The sequence below is a fragment of the Pseudomonas sp. DD1 genome (assembly GCF_044510355.1).
GTDB lineage: Bacteria > Pseudomonadota > Gammaproteobacteria > Pseudomonadales > Pseudomonadaceae > Aquipseudomonas > Aquipseudomonas shahriarae.
The window spans coordinates 471,700-487,314 of the sequence record NZ_MSAJ01000029.1 but is presented as its reverse complement, the minus strand read 5'-3'; the positions used below and the strand labels follow the sequence as shown (position 1 = coordinate 487,314).

At 60.4% G+C, this 15,615-nt stretch carries 14 protein-coding genes; 4 read left to right on the top strand and 10 right to left on the bottom strand.

The genetic code is table 11. The features are described from left to right. Positions 1 to 62 precede the first annotated feature (62 nt). From PSFL_RS18470 to PSFL_RS18430, 9 genes are all read right to left on the bottom strand, one after another. Positions 63 to 968, bottom strand: a complete 906-nt coding sequence (locus PSFL_RS18470; protein ID WP_057437459.1) for a cation diffusion facilitator family transporter — start codon at positions 966 to 968, stop codon at positions 63 to 65. 196 nt (positions 969 to 1,164) lie between these two features. Then, positions 1,165 to 1,929 (bottom strand): SDR family oxidoreductase, encoded by a 765-nt coding sequence (locus PSFL_RS18465; RefSeq protein ID WP_057437457.1) that lies wholly within the window; start codon positions 1,927 to 1,929, stop codon positions 1,165 to 1,167. 800 nt (positions 1,930 to 2,729) lie between these two features. Further along, on the bottom strand, positions 2,730 to 3,446 hold the full coding sequence (locus PSFL_RS18460; protein WP_057437450.1) for an ABC transporter ATP-binding protein: 717 nt from the start codon (positions 3,444 to 3,446) through the stop codon (positions 2,730 to 2,732). Further along, entirely contained in the window at positions 3,443 to 4,318 is an 876-nt protein-coding gene (locus PSFL_RS18455) for an ABC transporter ATP-binding protein (protein WP_057437448.1), read from the bottom strand. Before PSFL_RS18455 ends, PSFL_RS18460 begins: the two co-directional genes overlap by 4 nt. Then, positions 4,315 to 5,592, bottom strand: a complete 1,278-nt coding sequence (gene livM / locus PSFL_RS18450; RefSeq protein ID WP_115127266.1) for a high-affinity branched-chain amino acid ABC transporter permease LivM — start codon at positions 5,590 to 5,592, stop codon at positions 4,315 to 4,317. Before livM ends, PSFL_RS18455 begins: the two co-directional genes overlap by 4 nt. Positions 5,593 to 5,594: 2 nt before the next feature. Beyond that, the gene (locus PSFL_RS18445; protein WP_057437447.1) at positions 5,595 to 6,509 is read right to left on the bottom strand and encodes a branched-chain amino acid ABC transporter permease; all 915 of its coding nucleotides are present in this window, start codon (positions 6,507 to 6,509) and stop codon (positions 5,595 to 5,597) included. Between the two features lie 222 nt (positions 6,510 to 6,731). Further along, positions 6,732 to 7,868 carry a branched-chain amino acid ABC transporter substrate-binding protein gene (locus PSFL_RS18440; RefSeq protein ID WP_057437446.1) on the bottom strand — a complete coding sequence of 379 codons (1,137 nt, stop codon included), beginning with the start codon at positions 7,866 to 7,868 and terminating at the stop codon, positions 6,732 to 6,734. A gap of 389 nt (positions 7,869 to 8,257) precedes the next feature. Beyond that, on the bottom strand, positions 8,258 to 9,541 hold the full coding sequence (locus PSFL_RS18435; protein WP_271043148.1) for an FAD-binding oxidoreductase: 1,284 nt from the start codon (positions 9,539 to 9,541) through the stop codon (positions 8,258 to 8,260). Between the two features lie 144 nt (positions 9,542 to 9,685). Beyond that, positions 9,686 to 11,176, bottom strand: coding sequence for an aldehyde dehydrogenase family protein (locus PSFL_RS18430; RefSeq protein ID WP_057437443.1), 1,491 nt, complete (start codon positions 11,174 to 11,176; stop codon positions 9,686 to 9,688). Between the two features lie 154 nt (positions 11,177 to 11,330). On the opposite strand from PSFL_RS18430, the gene PSFL_RS18425 reads away from it, so the two are divergent. The 3 genes from PSFL_RS18425 to nadE all read left to right on the top strand — a co-directional run bounded on the left by PSFL_RS18425 (position 11,331) and on the right by nadE (position 14,436). Further along, a complete protein-coding gene (locus PSFL_RS18425) occupies positions 11,331 to 12,221 on the top strand; it encodes a LysR family transcriptional regulator (protein ID WP_397470357.1) in 891 nt (296 codons plus the stop codon). A gap of 169 nt (positions 12,222 to 12,390) precedes the next feature. After that, positions 12,391 to 13,605, top strand: coding sequence for a nicotinate phosphoribosyltransferase (pncB, locus tag PSFL_RS18420; RefSeq protein WP_057958168.1), 1,215 nt, complete (start codon positions 12,391 to 12,393; stop codon positions 13,603 to 13,605). A 3-nt stretch (positions 13,606 to 13,608) separates the two neighbouring features. Further along, the gene (gene nadE, locus PSFL_RS18415) at positions 13,609 to 14,436 is read left to right on the top strand and encodes an ammonia-dependent NAD(+) synthetase (protein WP_057437440.1); all 828 of its coding nucleotides are present in this window, start codon (positions 13,609 to 13,611) and stop codon (positions 14,434 to 14,436) included. A 133-nt stretch (positions 14,437 to 14,569) separates the two neighbouring features. Here the strand turns inward: nadE and azu are convergent, their stop codons facing one another. Next, positions 14,570 to 15,016 carry an azurin gene (azu, locus tag PSFL_RS18410; protein ID WP_057437438.1) on the bottom strand — a complete coding sequence of 149 codons (447 nt, stop codon included), beginning with the start codon at positions 15,014 to 15,016 and terminating at the stop codon, positions 14,570 to 14,572. A gap of 382 nt (positions 15,017 to 15,398) precedes the next feature. Here azu and PSFL_RS18405 point away from each other — a divergent pair, with 382 nt between their 5' ends. After that, entirely contained in the window at positions 15,399 to 15,587 is a 189-nt protein-coding gene (locus PSFL_RS18405) for a hypothetical protein (RefSeq protein WP_057437435.1), read from the top strand. Positions 15,588 to 15,615: the final 28 nt, after the last annotated feature.

Genomic DNA, 15,615 nt, shown 5'->3' with positions numbered 1-15,615 from the left:
GAACGCAGTCGAATGTGGGAGCTGGCTTGCCTGCGAGAGCCTCACCTCGGTCTAACGGCTGATCACGCAATCCACTTGCGATCCCCAGTAAAACTGATCGTCAGCCATCGCGCCTTGTCCGGCGCGCCCAGCCCTGTGGATATCTCTTCACGTAGCCCGTCGAGCGTCGCGACCTTATCCACCGGGTAATCGGCCGGCAACACCACATGGATCTCGATAAACCGCGCCCGCCCGTGTTTCTGCACGTAGGACACGTAATCCTCGAAACCATGCCGGGCCTGGGCCGCATCCATCACTTCGCGCACCTTGTCGTCCAACTGGTCCGGGGCAATCCCCAGCACGTCGCGCAAGGCCGGGCGCAGGATCTTCAAGGCCGGCGCCAGCATGCTCAGGGCCAGCAGGATCAGGATCAAGGGGTCGACATACACCGCCCACTCGCCGTAGCCCTGGGACTTGAGCAACAACGCGGCCAGGAAGCTCACCAGCAGGCCCACGGAGAGCATCGCGTCCACCAGCCAACTGATGTTGTCGAACTGGATCAGCGACGACTGCAGCTTGCGGTTGCGGTGGCGCACATAGAAGAAGTAGGCGAACTCGACCACGGTAAACACCGCGGCGTAGATGATCACCAGCCCCAACTCGATCTCGCGCCCGCCATTGATAATGCCGAACACCCCGTTGAGAAACGCGTAGATGGCGATCAACAGCAGGAAACTGCCCTCGATCAGCAACACCATGGGTTCCAGGTGCCAGTAGCCGAACTGGAAGCGGTCATTGCTTTTCTTGGCGATCAGCTTGGCCGTGATCAGCATCAGCACCTTGATAAAGGTCGCGATCAGCGAGAAAAAGCCATCGAATAAAATGGATTGGGCGCCTGATATCACACCCGTGACAATCCCGGCGATCGCCACGGCGAACATCAGGATGGTCGATTGTTTGAGCAGTGCCTGCTCACCTCGGTTACTCACATATCCTCCTGTCAAAACCTTTAAACCGCTGGTTGCGGTGGGGTTTTCAGGAGTGGAGTGTACCTTATGTCGCCTTTTGGCCGATTTGCCGCCTTCGCCGGCAACCCCGGCTCCCCCATTTGATTGCATTTCAGAAGAGGGAGCCGCGCTGCGACGATTCGACTTGCCCGCGCTGCAGGCGGCGCGGTGCTAAGCCTTATTTAGCCCCACGCTCAATCGCAAACCCAGCCCAGGTCTGGCTGACCGGCATCAGCTCCAGGCGGTTGATGTTCACATGCGCCGGGGTGTTCATCACCCAGAAGATGGTGTCGGCAATATCTTGCGGCTGGATCGGCTCGGCGCCCGCATAGGTCGCGTCGTAACGCGCCTGGTCACCGCCGAAGCGCACCAGGGAGAACTCGCTCTCGCACAGGCCCGGCTCGATGTTGGTCACGCGTACGCCGGTGCCTTGCAGGTCGCAGCGCAGGTTCAGGGAGAACTGTTTGACGAACGCCTTGGAGCCGCCATACACGTGGCTGCCCGGGTACGGGTAGTTACCGGCGATGGAGCCCAGGTTGATGATCCCGGCGCCACGACCATGGGCGATCAGGCGCGGCAGCAGCAGGCTGGTGGTGGTCAGCAGGCCCTTGATGTTGGTGTCGACCATGGTTTCCCAATCGTCGAGGCTGCACTTGGGCGCCGGGTCGGTGCCCACGGCCAGGCCGGCATTGTTGATCAGCCCACGCAGTTTGCTGAACGATGGCGGCAGGTTGGCAATTGCCTCTTCCATGCCCTTGCGATCACGCACGTCCACCACCAGGCCATGCACCTCGGTCTGCTTGGAAAGCTCTTCGACCAGGGCATTCAAGCGCTCGGCACGCCGGCCGGTGAGCACCAGTTTCCAGCCAGCCTCGGCAAAGCGACGGGCACAGGCTTCGCCGAAACCTGAAGTTGCGCCAGTAATAAACAGCGTGTTGGACATGGTGTTCTCCTTGCGGGCATCGGGAAAAAATCAGCCAGCAGAATGCCCTTACGCCGCCGTTGCGGCAACCGCTATGCACATAACGTCATGCACACCTGATCATTTTTTAATCACTCCAGGTAAAGCCTTATAAACCGTGGCCTGCAGCCATATGCGCGCAGGTTATCCACAGCTGCGCCCACAGTCTTTGGGGGCAAGTACAAAACCCTCCAGGCCGCTATGTACAAGGCTTTCAGGGCGATTCAAAAAGTTTTTTGCTTGACCTTGGGCGGGCCATATGTAGGCCCCTGCGGGAGGATGAGTCGGGATGCATGGCTCCAGGCCAGTAAATCCGGCCTCTACACCAGTCTTTCCAGAGTTTAACCACAGACTTATCCACAGGCTTGAAGGTTATGTTTCGGTCATATACCTGTGTCTATGAACAGGTTGACAAAACCTGCGACACTCCACAAAAAAGCCCCTGATCAAAAAACAACCATAGCGCTACAGGCCTCGTAGATAAAGGCTTGCAGCCAGCTACTCCCATGTTACCCACAGCCGGTTCCACAGTGGATGGGGACAAGTCATTTGTGTGACAAAACAGGGATTTGCGGCGGCTATATGTCGCGCTTGAGGAGGTGTGTGGATTTGTTTTCCACAATTTGCCGGAGGGCCTGTGGACGACCGAAAAATGCAGGCGCCCGCTGATCGTTCCCACGCTTCGCGTGGGAATGCCGCCAAGGACGCTCTGCGTCCCAAAGCGTGACGCGGAGCGTCACAGGATGCGCTCCCACGCGTAGCGTGGGAGCGATCAGGCCGGGTTAGTGCCCGCCGAGGTAGGCGTTGCGCACTTCCTCGTTCACCAGCAACTCCTTGCCGGTGCCGGTCAAACGGATTTCGCCGTTGACCATCACATACGCCCGGTCAGACAGGCGCAACGCATGGTTGGCGTTCTGCTCCACCAGGAAGATGGTCATCCCGGTGGCGGCCAGCTCGCGCAAGGTGGCGAAGATCTGCTTCACCACAATCGGCGCCAGCCCCAGGCTCGGCTCATCGAGCAGCAACAGCTTCGGCCGGCTCATCAATGCCCGGGCAATGGCGAGCATTTGCTGTTCGCCACCGGACATGGTCATCGCCCGCTGGTTACGCCGCTCCTTGAGCCGTGGAAACAGCTCGAACATGCGCTGCATATCTTCGCTGGCGTGCTTGTCGCCAATGGGGATGGTGCCCATCAGCAGGTTTTCCTCGACGGTCATGTCCGGGAACACCCGCCGCCCTTCCGGGGACTGGGCGATGCCGTTGGAGGCGATGTAGTGGGACGACTTGTGGGTGATGTCCACGCCCTGGTAGAGGATCTGCCCGGACTCGGCGCGCGGCTGGCCGAAGATCGACATCAGCAGCGTGGACTTGCCCGCGCCGTTGGAGCCGATCAGGCTCACCGTTTCACCTTCGTCGATGTGCAGCGAGACTTTTTTCAGGGCCTGGATCGGGCCGTAAAACACGTCCAGGTCCTTCATTTCGAGGATAGGCGTACTCATACCAACTCCTCTTCATCGGCGCCCAGGTAGGCCGCAATCACTTTCGGGTCGTTACGGATCGCGTCCGGCCCGCCCTCGGCGATGACGTTGCCGTGGTCCAGCACCACGATGTGGTCGGAAATACTCATCACCATGCCCATGTCGTGTTCAATCAGCACCACTGTGAGGTCGTGTTCGTCGCGCAGCAGGCGAATCATCGCGCTGAGGGCTTCGGTTTCCTGGGGGTTGAGGCCCGCTGCCGGTTCGTCCAGGCAGATGATCTGCGGCCGGGTGCACATGGCGCGGGCGATTTCCAGGCGGCGCTGCTGGCCGTAGGAAAGCTCGCCGGCCAGACGGTTGGCACAGTCCACCAGGTCCACTACTTCCAGCCAGTAAAAGGCGTGGTCCAGTGCATCGCTTTCTGCCTTGCGGTAGCCCTTGGTGTTGAGAATGCCCGCCAGCATGTTGCGGTTGACCCACATGTGCTGGGCCACCAGCAGGTTTTCCACCACCGACATCTCCTTGAACAGGCGAATGTTCTGGAACGTACGGGCCAGGCCGGCACGGTTCACCAGGTGGGTGCCGCCGAACATCTTGTAGTACACCCGGCTGAAAAAGCTCTTGGGCGACACGAAGTCGGTGGGCTTGAAGCGCTCGCCGAGCAACTGGATCACGTTGGTCTGCTTGCCACGGATATTGAGTTCGATCTTGCCGCCGCTGGCCGTGTAGAAGCCGGTCAGGCAGTTGAACACCGTGGTCTTGCCGGCGCCGTTGGGGCCGATCAGGGCGAAGATCGAGTTGCGTTCAACCTTGAGGCTCACATCGCTCAAGGCCTTGATGCCACCGAAGTGCATCATCAGGTGTTCCACGTTGAGGACCACTTCCTTGCTCATGGCGCTACCCCCTTGCGTGGTGTCACACCGGCACGGCTGATCCGGATCAGGCCACGCGGTCGCCAGATCATCATCACCACCATCAACACGCCAAACAGCAGCACACGGTACTCGGAGAAGCTACGCAGCAGTTCAGGCGCCACGGTCAGCACGAACGCGGCAATCACCACGCCCACCGTCGAGCCCATGCCGCCCAGTACCACGATGGCGAGGATCAATGCCGACTCGAAGAAGGTGAACGAAGACGGGTTGACGAAGCCCTGGTAGCTGGCAAAGAACACCCCGGCCAGACCGGCCGTGGAGGCGCCGATGGTGAAGGCCGAGAGTTTGACCAGCACATGGTTCAGGCCCATGGAGCGGCAAGCGATCTCATCTTCACGCAGGGCTTCCCAGGCGCGACCCACTGGCATGCGGGTCAGGCGGTGCTTGATGTACAGCACGGCCAGCACCACCAGGAACAGCACGATGTAAATGAACAGGAATTTCACGTTGGGGTTGTAGGCGATGCCGAAGAACTCATGGAACGGCACCCCGCCTTCTTTGGCGCGGCGGCCGAACTCCAGGCCGAGGAAGGTCGGCGATGGCACCGGCATACCGTTCGGCCCGCCGGTAAACGACAGCCAGTTGTTAAGCACCAGGCGGATGATTTCACCGAAGCCCAGGGTCACGATGGCCAGGTAGTCACCGTGCATTCGTAACACCGGGAAGCCGAGTATGCACCCCGCCAACGCGGCCGCAATGGCCGCCAGCGGCAACACCGTCCAGAACCCCAGCCCGAGGTATTGGTACCCCAGGGCCAGGCCATAGGCGCCGATGGCGTAGAACGCCACGTAACCCAGGTCGAGCAACCCGGCCAGGCCCACCACGATGTTCAGGCCCAGGCCCAGCAACACGTAGATAAGCCCGAGGATCACCACGGTCAGCAGGTATTTGTTGGCAAAAAACGGAAAGACAATGGCGATCACGATCAGCGCCGGGATGATCCAGCGCAGCCGCGACTTGTAGTCCGGCGCCAGCACATGCACCCCGGAGCCCGAGCTTTCAAAACCCTGGAGGATCTTCAAGCCCTTGGGCGTTTGCAGGAACAAGCTCATGACCAGCCGCCCGGCCATGACGATGGCGACCAGCAAGCCCACGCGGGCCGGCTCCAGATTGAAGCTGTAGCCGTCCAGGACCACGCCGACGATAGGGCCGAACACGATCAGGGAAATCAGCCCGGCGAGGACCGCATCGACCACACTTTTCTTGATATCAATAGATTTGGCAGCAGACATGTTTACACCTTCGCCACGAGAGGGCGACCAAGCAGGCCCTGGGGACGGAAAATCAGAATCACCACCAGCAGGGAGAAACTGAACACGTCTTTGTAGTCAGAGTTGATCAACCCCGAGAACAGCGACTCGGAAATCCCCAGGATGATCCCGCCCAGCATCGCCCCAGGCAGGGAGCCGATGCCGCCGAGTACCGCTGCGGTAAATGCCTTGATGCCGATGATAAAGCCGGCATAGAAGTCGAACGTGCCGTAGTTCAGGGTAATCAGCACACCGGCCAGGGCCGCCATGGCGGCACCGATGACAAACACGTAGGAAATCACGCGGTCGGTGTTGATCCCCAGGATCGAGGCCATCTTGCGGTCTTGCTGGGTCGCACGGCACATGCGGCCGAGCTTGGTGTACTTGATGATGTAGGTCAGCAGCGCCATACCGGCAAAGGCTGCGACCAGGATAAACACCTTGGTGTAGGTCAACTGGACGAACCCGGTGCCGATATCGACGCGCCAGGCGCCGGCCAGCAGAGTGGGAATGCCTTGTTGCTTGGCGCCCTGGGCGATCTGCGCGTAGTTCTGCAGGATCAGCGAAATCCCGATGGCGCTGATCAGCGGGGCCAGACGCGTGGAGTTACGCAACGGTTTGTAGGCGACACGCTCGATGACCCAACCGTAGACGCCCGTGACGACAACGGTGAACACCAGGGTGCCAAGAATGAGCAGCGGGAAGGATTCGAGGCCGAAGTAAGCCAGCAGTGCCAGACTGATCGCCGCGAGGTAAGCGGAAATCATATAAACCTCGCCGTGGGCGAAGTTGATCATGCCAATGATGCCATAGACCATTGTGTAGCCGATGGCGATCAGGCCATAGACCGACCCGAGGGTCAGACCGTTGACCAGTTGCTGCAGGAAAATACCATCCATAACGCAATCTCACGCGGTGAGAACCTGCACACCGTGGGGTGTGCGGTCCTTCTGGAGGAAAAGACAGATCTGGTGCCGGACGCAATGGCCCGGGCAACCGCGATCCAGTGTGGGAGCTGGCTTGCCGGCGATAGCGGTCTCACATTCAACACAGGTGCTGGCTGTCAGTCCGTCATCGCGGGCAAGCCCGATTCCCACAAGGGGTCGGTGGTGGCTGGTTGATTACTTCTGCTTTTCCAACTGGTGGTATTTGCCGTCCTTGTCCCACTGGTACACCACGTAGTCGGAGACTTTCAGGTCACCCTTGGTATCCCATTCTTTCTTGCCCATCACGGTTTGCACCGGGTTGGCCTTGAGCCACTTGGCTGCATCTTCGCCCTTGTTGGACTTGGCGCCGTTGAAGCCGGCGGCCAGGGCCTGGATCGAGGCGTAGGCGTACAGGGTGTAGCCTTCAGGCTCGGTGCCATTTTTGCGGAACTCTTCCACCACGGCCTTGCTGTCTGGCAGCAGGCGCGGGTCGGCGCCGAAGGTCATGTAGACGCCATTGACGTACTGCGCACCACCGGCGGTCGCCACCAGTTCGTCGGTCACGACACCGTCGTCGGACATGAACTTGACGTCGTTGAGGCCGGCTTCACGGATCTGGCGTACCAGTGGACCGGCTTCCGGGTGCAGGCCGCCGAAGTACACAACGTCGGCACCCAGCGAGCGGATCTTGGTGACCAGGGCGCTGAAGTCTTTTTCGCCACGGGTCAGGCCTTCTTCCAGCACCGGCTTGACGCCGCGCTTGGTCAACTGAGCGGCGGTGGCATCGGCCAGGCCTTTGCCGTAGGTGTCCTTGTCGTTGATGACCGCGACTTTCTTGCCCTTGAGCACGTCGACGATGTAGTCGCCGGCCACGATGCCTTGCTGGTCGTCACGCCCGCACATACGGAACATGGCAGCCAGGCCACGCTCGGTCACTTGTGGGTTGGTGGAGCCAGGAGTGATTGCGATGATGCCCGCTTCGTCGTACACCTCGGAGGCTGGAATGGTGTTGGACGAGCAGAAGTGGCCGACCACGCCGATCACTTTGTCCTGGTCGGCCAGGCGGTTGGCCACGGCCACGGCCTGCTTGGGTTCGCACGCATCGTCACCGGCCACCAGCTTGATCTGTTCGCCGTTGATCCCGCCCGCCTTGTTGATCACATCGGCTGCCGCCTGGGCACCTTTCATGTACTGCTCACCGAAGGCTGCGTTGGCGCCCGTCATCGGCCCCGCCACGCCAATCTTCACATCAGCTTGAACAAACGTAGAAACACCCAGCGCGGCAGCTACCGCGAGGGCCAGGAAACCTTTCTTGTAAAACGTCTGGGACATGAGTGGTGCTCCGAGTTTTTTGTTGAATGGGCACTGCAATTTCACTTCAAACTTTCACTTGAAACCTTCACCGGAAAGCTGAGAGCAAGCGGCGTGCCATTGCGTTTTTATATTTCAAAAAGACACGGTGTCATTGTTATTACAGGCGTTTCGGTGCCTTTTTGCCGGGACGTGCAACCCTCTGGAACGCAGAGGTGCAACCAAAGGCCCGAAAGAGTGAAACCCGCCGATTGGACTGATGTCAGCCAGCCATCAAGCGCCCCTTCGGACATCTGTAACCACGCGCGTAACGGAAGTGCACATTTACAGTGCGTCACTGCTACGACTCGCACCAATACAGATTAGTAGCCGGCTAAGAAAACGCCGGCTTTTGGGCGGTATTTCGCTGATCAGATGACAATTCGCAGGCATTGGCCGGCGTGATACAACGAAAACCCGGCTTCATACAGGCAACTGCGCAGGCCTACCCCGGCCAGGGGCTGCATCGGTGCAAACGGAATCGGCAGAGCCTGGGGATCCTGGTGACACAGGTAGTCGGCAAATGCCTTGCCCACCACCGTCCCGGTGGTCACGCCACGCCCGTTGTAGCCAGTGACGGCCACCAACCCGGGCGCGGGCTCGAACAGTCGCATCAGATGGTCCGGGGTAAAGGCGATGCAGCCGGTCCAGGTGTATTCCCAGTCCACCGCCTTGAGGTACGGGAAATAGTGTTGCTGTACACGGTCGGCCCAGGCCTTGAGGAACCAGGCGGGCTTCTGGTTGCCGTTGCCCAGGCTGCCCAGCAACAAACGCCCGTCGGCATCGCGCCGGATACTGCTCAGCACCTGACGGGTATCCCAGGAACCCTGGCCGCCCGGCAGGATTTGTTGCGCGGCGGCATCGGTCAACGGCGCGGAGGCTACCTGATAGTAATAACCGGGGAAAAAGTTGCGCCGCAGCTCGGTCCATTCACCTTCGGTGTAGGCGTTGGAGGCGATCACCACTTGTGCAGCCTGCACCGCGCCCTGGGCAGTTTGCACAGACCAGTGCTGGCCCTGGCGCTCCAGTTGGGTCACCGGGGAATGATCGAACAATTGCCCACCCAGGCCCACGGCTGTATGGGCCAGGCCGCTGGTGTAGGCCATCGGGTTCAAGGTACCGGCACGCCGGTCGAGCAAGGCGGCGGCGATCTTTCGGGTGCCGGTGGCCTGCTCGCACGCGGCCCCCGTCAACAGTTCGACCGGCGCACCACGGCGCTTCCACTGCTCCTCGCGGCTACGCAGGTCCGCTTCGCCACGGGCGTTGTGCGCCATGTGCAACGTGCCCTCGCGGCGCAGCTGGCAATCAATGTTGTATTTGTCGATCAGGCTGAACACCAGGGACGGTGCCGCGCCGAGCATGCGGTTGAGCTGGCTGCCCACCGCCGTGCCGAAACCGGCCTCGATCTCGTCCGGAGGAATCCACATCCCGGCGTTGACCAGCCCCACGTTGCGCCCCGAACCGCCATGGCCGGTGCGATGGGCCTCCAGCACGCAGACACTTTTGCCTTGCTCCAGCAGGTGGATGGCCGCCGACAAACCGGTGATACCGGCGCCGATCACGCACACATCCACCTTGACCTCACCCTTGAGGGCGGCGCGATCCGGCCGGCCAGGGGTCAGTTGTTCCCACAAACACGCTTCGCGTAATGGCATTGCCAGACTCCGGGATCTAACCAACAACGCTTATTCTGAATTGCGAACCCAATCGGATGTGGGAGCTGGCTTGCCGGCGATAACGATGGTGAATCCAATACCGCTATCGCCGGCAAACCAGCTCCCACATTGACCGCACCTGATTCAGTCGAAGGTAATGCCCTGGGCCAACGGCAGTTCCAGCGAATAGTTCACGGTGTTGGTCTGCCGGCGCATATACCCGCGCCACGCGTCCGAACCCGACTCACGCCCGCCACCGGTCTCTTTCTCGCCGCCAAACGCGCCGCCGATCTCCGCGCCACTCGGGCCGATATTGACGTTGGCGATCCCACAATCACTGCCCACTGCCGACATGAACTGCTCGGCCTCGCGCACATCGGTGGTGAAGATGCACGACGACAAGCCCTGCGGCACCGCGTTATTCAGGCGCAATGCCTCGCTGAAGTCCTTGTAGCCGACCACATACAGAATCGGCGCGAAGGTTTCACTGCACACCACATCGCTCTGCTCGGGCATTTCGACGATGGCTGGCGACACGTAGTAAGCGTTGGGGAACTGGTCCTGCAACTGACGCTTGCCGCCAAACACCTTGCCGCCTTCGCTCAAGGCCTGCTCCAGGGCGTCCTGCATGTTTTCAAAGCTGTGTTTGTCGATCAGCGGGCCGACCAGGTTGCCTTGCAACGGGTGACCGATGCGCACCTTGGAATAGGCGGCCTTGAGGCGCGTGACGATTTCGTCCTTGACCGACTCGTGGGCGATCAGCCGGCGCAGGCTGGTGCAGCGCTGGCCTGCAGTACCGACCGCACTGAACAGGATGGCACGCACGGCCATGTCCAGGTCGGCGCTGGGGCCGAGGATCATCGCGTTGTTGCCGCCCAGTTCCAGAATGCTGCGAGCAAACCGTGCGGCGACTTTGGGCGCCACTTCGCGGCCCATGCGCGTGCTGCCGGTGGCGCTGATCAGCGCCACACGCGGGTCGTCCACCAGGGCGGCGCCGGCATCGCGCCCGCCGATGACCACCTGGCAGAGATACGGCGGCGCGTCGCTGAAGTTTTTCGCGACACGTTCAAACAGTGCCTGACAGGCCAGGGCGGTGAGTGGGGTCTTTTCCGAGGGTTTCCAGATCACCGGGTTGCCGCACACCAGCGCCAGCGCCGTGTTCCACGCCCACACCGCCACCGGGAAGTTGAAGGCGCTGATCACACCCACCACGCCCAACGGGTGCCAGGTTTCACGCATATGGTGGCCAGGGCGCTCGGAGGCGATGGTCAAGCCGTACAGCTGACGCGACAGGCCCACGGCGAAGTCGCAGATGTCGATCATTTCCTGCACTTCACCCAGGCCTTCCTGGGTGATCTTGCCGGCTTCCCAGGACACCAGCTCGCCCAGGTCGGCCTTGTACTCACGCAGCAGGTCGCCGAACTGGCGCACCAGCTCACCGCGACGAGGCGCCGGCACCTTGCGCCAGGCGTCGAATGCATGCTCGGCGCGACTGACCTGCTGCTCGACCTCGGCCGCCCCTTCCCAGTGCACACTGGCGATGCGGCTGCCATCTATAGGTGAATGCACAGGCTGTTTCCCCGCCTGGTACAACGCCGGGTCTACACCGAGACGATCAAGCAATGCGGCAACCATGGGTCACTCCTTCAATCCACCAACAGAAAAATTGCGCCGTGGCCCGCACGACGATCCAGACCTTATTTGTAGCTGGCCCAGGACTTGCCAACAAACGACGATTAGGCGAGATATCATTCCGTTTATTCATGCAAAACAAAAAAAGAGGCGTGCCGTGCTCAATAAAAGACATTTGCCCTCGATCACCGCCCTGCAGTGCTTCGAGGCCGTGACCCGCCACCTGAGCTTCACGCGCGCCGCCGAGGAGCTGAACCTCACCCAGAGCGCCGTCAGCAAGCAGGTCGCACAATTGGAGGAGTTGCTGCAGCACCTGCTGTTTCGCCGGGTCCGCCGGCGCTTGCAGATGACCCCGGCGGGCGACCTGTACCTGGTGGAAGTACGCAAGATCTTGAGCCAGGTGGAGATGTCGACCCACTACCTGCGCTCCTACGGCGGCGAAACCGAAGTGCTGCGCGTATCGACGCCCTACACCTTTGGCGCGCGCTGGCTGGTGCCACGGCTCAAGGGCTGGCGCCTGCGCCACCCGCAGATCCACCTGGACTTGTGCAACGAGCAGACGCCGGACGAGTTGCTGCAAGGCAAGGCCGACCTGGCCTTCTACTTCGGCACAGGCGCAAGGCCAGGCACCGAAAGCCTCAAGCTGTTCAGCGAGGAACTGGTGCCGGTGTGCGCCCCCGACAGCCTGCCGGCCCAGCCCTTTAGCGACCCCACGCAACTGAGCGAGTTGGTGCTGCTGCAAAATGCCTCGCGCCCCCAGGGCTGGCATGACTGGTTCGCCAGCCTCGGCTACCAGACCGAGCACAGCTACCACGGGCCGCGCTTTGACACCTTCTATATGTGCATCCGCGCCGCGCAGGTAGGTTGTGGCGTGGCGCTTCTACCGCGTTTTTTGGTGGAAGAAGAGTTGGCAGACGGCAAGTTGGTGATCCCCTGGCAGCACGCAATGCCCAGCCAGGATGCGTACTACCTGGCGTATCCGGAGCATTCGGTAGAGGTGCCCAAGGTGCGGGATTTTGTGAAGTGGATGATGGAGCAGGTTGTTTAGCCCCTGGAATACCGCCATCGCAGGCAAGCCAGCGCCCACATTTGGAATGCATTCTCCTGTGGGAGCTGGCTTGCCTGCGATGACGCCAGAGGCCACGACAAAAAAACCTCTGGCAAAACAACACAGGTCTATGCGCCACTAGCGCCATTCTTGTCTGGAGATTCCCGTTATGAGCGAGAGTGTGTTTGCCGATCGCATCGTGCAGAACCTGCTCGACACCGACTTCTACAAGCTGACCATGATGCAGGCGGTGCTGCACAACTACCCCAACGTGGAAGTTGAATGGGAATTCCGTTGCCGTAACAGCGAGGACCTGCGCCCCTATCTGGCAGAAATCCGCTACCAGATCGAGCGCCTCGCCGAGTTGAGCCTGAGCCCGGACCAGTTGGGTTTCTTGGAACGTATCAGCTTTATGAAGCCGGACTTCCTGCGCTTCCTGGGTTTGTTTCGCTTCAACCTGCGCTATGTGCAGACCGGCATCGAGAACGGCGAGCTGTTTATCCGCCTGCGCGGCCCCTGGCTGCATGTGATCCTGTTTGAAGTGCCGCTGCTGGCGATTGTCAGCGAAGTGCGCAACCGCTACCGCTACCCGACCATCATCCTGGAGCAGGCCCGCGAGCAGCTGTATCGCAAGTTCGACTGGTTGACCGCCAATGCCAGCAGCGACGAGCTGGCCGAGTTGCAGGTCGCGGACTTCGGTACCCGCCGGCGCTTCTCCTACCGCGTGCAGGAGGAAGTGGTGAATGTGCTCAAGCACGACTTCCCCGGCCGTTTCGTCGGCACCAGTAACGTGCACCTGGCCCGCGAACTGGACATGAAGCCCCTGGGCACCATGGCCCACGAATGGATCATGGCCCACCAGCAACTGGGCCCGCGCCTGATCGACAGCCAGATCGCCGCCCTTGATTGCTGGGTCCGCGAGTACCGTGGCCTGCTGGGGATCGCCCTGACCGATTGCATCACCACCGATGCCTTCCTCAGCGATTTCGATCTGTACTTCGCCAAGCTATTCGACGGCCTGCGCCATGACTCCGGCGACCCGGTGCAGTGGGCCGAAAAAGCCATCGCCCATTACCACAAGCTGGGCATCGAGCCGATGAGCAAGACCCTGGTGTTCTCTGACAGCCTGACGCTGCCCAAGGCCCTGGAGATTTTCCGCGCGCTGCGCGGTCGGATCAATGTCAGCTTTGGCATCGGTACCAACCTGACCTGTGACATTCCAGGTGTGGAACCGATGAGCATCGTGCTTAAAATGACCGCCTGCAATGGCCAGCCCGTGGCGAAGATCTCCGATGAAGCAGGCAAGACCCACTGCACGGATCCGAACTTCGTCGCCTATTTGCGCCACGTTTTCAAAGTACCTGCCATCTCTAGCGAGGAGTGAATCATGCAAGCCGTACAGCGTGAGATTGCTGAACAGCTCAAGGTCCAACCACCGTTCCAGGACCACGCCGCCCTCGAAGCGGAAGTGGCCCGGCGGATTACCTTTATCCAGGACTGCCTGCTCAATTCGGGGCTCAAGACCCTGGTGCTGGGCATCAGCGGCGGCGTCGACTCCCTGACCGCAGGCCTGCTGGCCCAGCGGGCGATGAAAGAGCTGCGCGCGCTCAAAGGCGATGACGCTTACCGCTTTATCGCGGTGCGTCTGCCTTACGAGACCCAGTTCGACGAACACGATGCCCAGGCCAGCGTTGACTTCATCAACCCCGACGAACGCCACACGGTCAACATCGGCCCGGCGGTCAAGGCCCTGGCCAATGAAGTAGCGGCCTTCGAGGGCAAGGCGGCGGTGTCCCGCGATTTTGTACTGGGCAATACCAAGGCGCGGATGCGCATGGTCGCGCAATACACTATCGCCGGCGCAGCGAGCGGCCTGGTGATCGGCACCGACCATGCGGCGGAAGCGGTGATGGGGTTTTTCACCAAGTTTGGTGATGGCGCCTGCGACCTCGCACCGTTGAGCGGGCTGGTGAAAAACCAGGTACGGGCGATTGCCCGGTACTTTGGTGCGCCCGAGTCGCTGGTGGAGAAGATCCCGACAGCCGACCTGGAAGACCTCTCACCGGGCAAGCCGGATGAAGCGTCCCATGGCGTGACTTATACCGAAATCGATGCGTTCCTGCACGGCCAGCCGGTGCGTGAGGAAGCGTTCAGGATTATCTGCGAGACCTATCGCAAGACTGAGCACAAGCGGGTGATGCCGTTTGCGCCTTGAGGTGAGGCGGGTGGTTGTGTATTGATTGTCAGGCCGCTATCGCGGGCAAGCCCGCTCCCACAGTTGAATGTATTCATACATCAAAATGTGGGGGCGGGCTTGCCGGTGATGAACGATAACGCGGTCTGTGGCCTTACTTCAGGGTCACAGTGCCTTTCATCATCGCGATGTGGCCTGGGAACGAGCAGAAGAACATGTACTTGCCGTCAGCCTTGAGCTTGGACACATCGAAGGTCACCGAGTCGGTCTCGCCAGCGCCGATGATCTTGGTATGGGCGATGATGCGGGTGTCGTCTTTTTTCAGGTAGTTGTTGTCGATACCGGCGGCCATGCCCTCGGTTGCAACCGGCTGCATATCAGCCTCAGTGGTCAGCACCCAGTTATGGCCCATGACGTTCTTCGGCAGGTTGCCCGAGTGCTTCAGCTCAACGGTGAACGTCTTGCAGCTCTTGTCGATTTCAATGGCCTTGGTGTCGAAGGACATTTGGTCGGTGGAGTCGACAGTGACCTTGCACTCTGCAGCGAGCAACTGACCGCTGGCCAGAGTCAGCAGGGAAACAGCAACGATTTTGGCGAACATGTGAATCTCCAAGGCAGGGTTTAAAAAACGCATATGCGACAAGGGTGCCTGAGGCAGGCAGATGTTCCAATGATCTGAATCAACAGATTGTATACAACTTTAGGCTATCAGACTGATCGACAGAATCAACCAGCCAAAGTGCCGCACGCTGCCTATGATCGGCTCATCTTTCCTTCCTGGAGTCCGAGCCATGCACCTCAATAGCCTGTTATGCAGCCTGCTTGCCGCTTACGCCTGTGGCGCCAGCGGTACTTACGAAACGGTTAATGTCGACTAACGTTTAGTCAGCAGAGACGATTCTGAAACCCGATTACCCCTTGGAGCCCGTTTAAAGGCAGAATACCCGCCGCTCAACCTCACCTTCGACCCCAGAGGATCGCCCATGGCAAAACCTAATTACTCCTTCGCCAAACGTCAGAGAGACTTGGCCAAGGAACAGAAGAAAGAGGAAAAGCTGCAACGTAAGAAAGCTGCGGCCGACGAAGAAGCAGGCGCACTGAACCCGGATGCTGAAGGGGAAGTGATTGCTGACGAAACTGAAACCCCGAAAGACCCGGCACCCGAGGCCTGAACCCCCGCCTCAATGAATGCCTGACCTG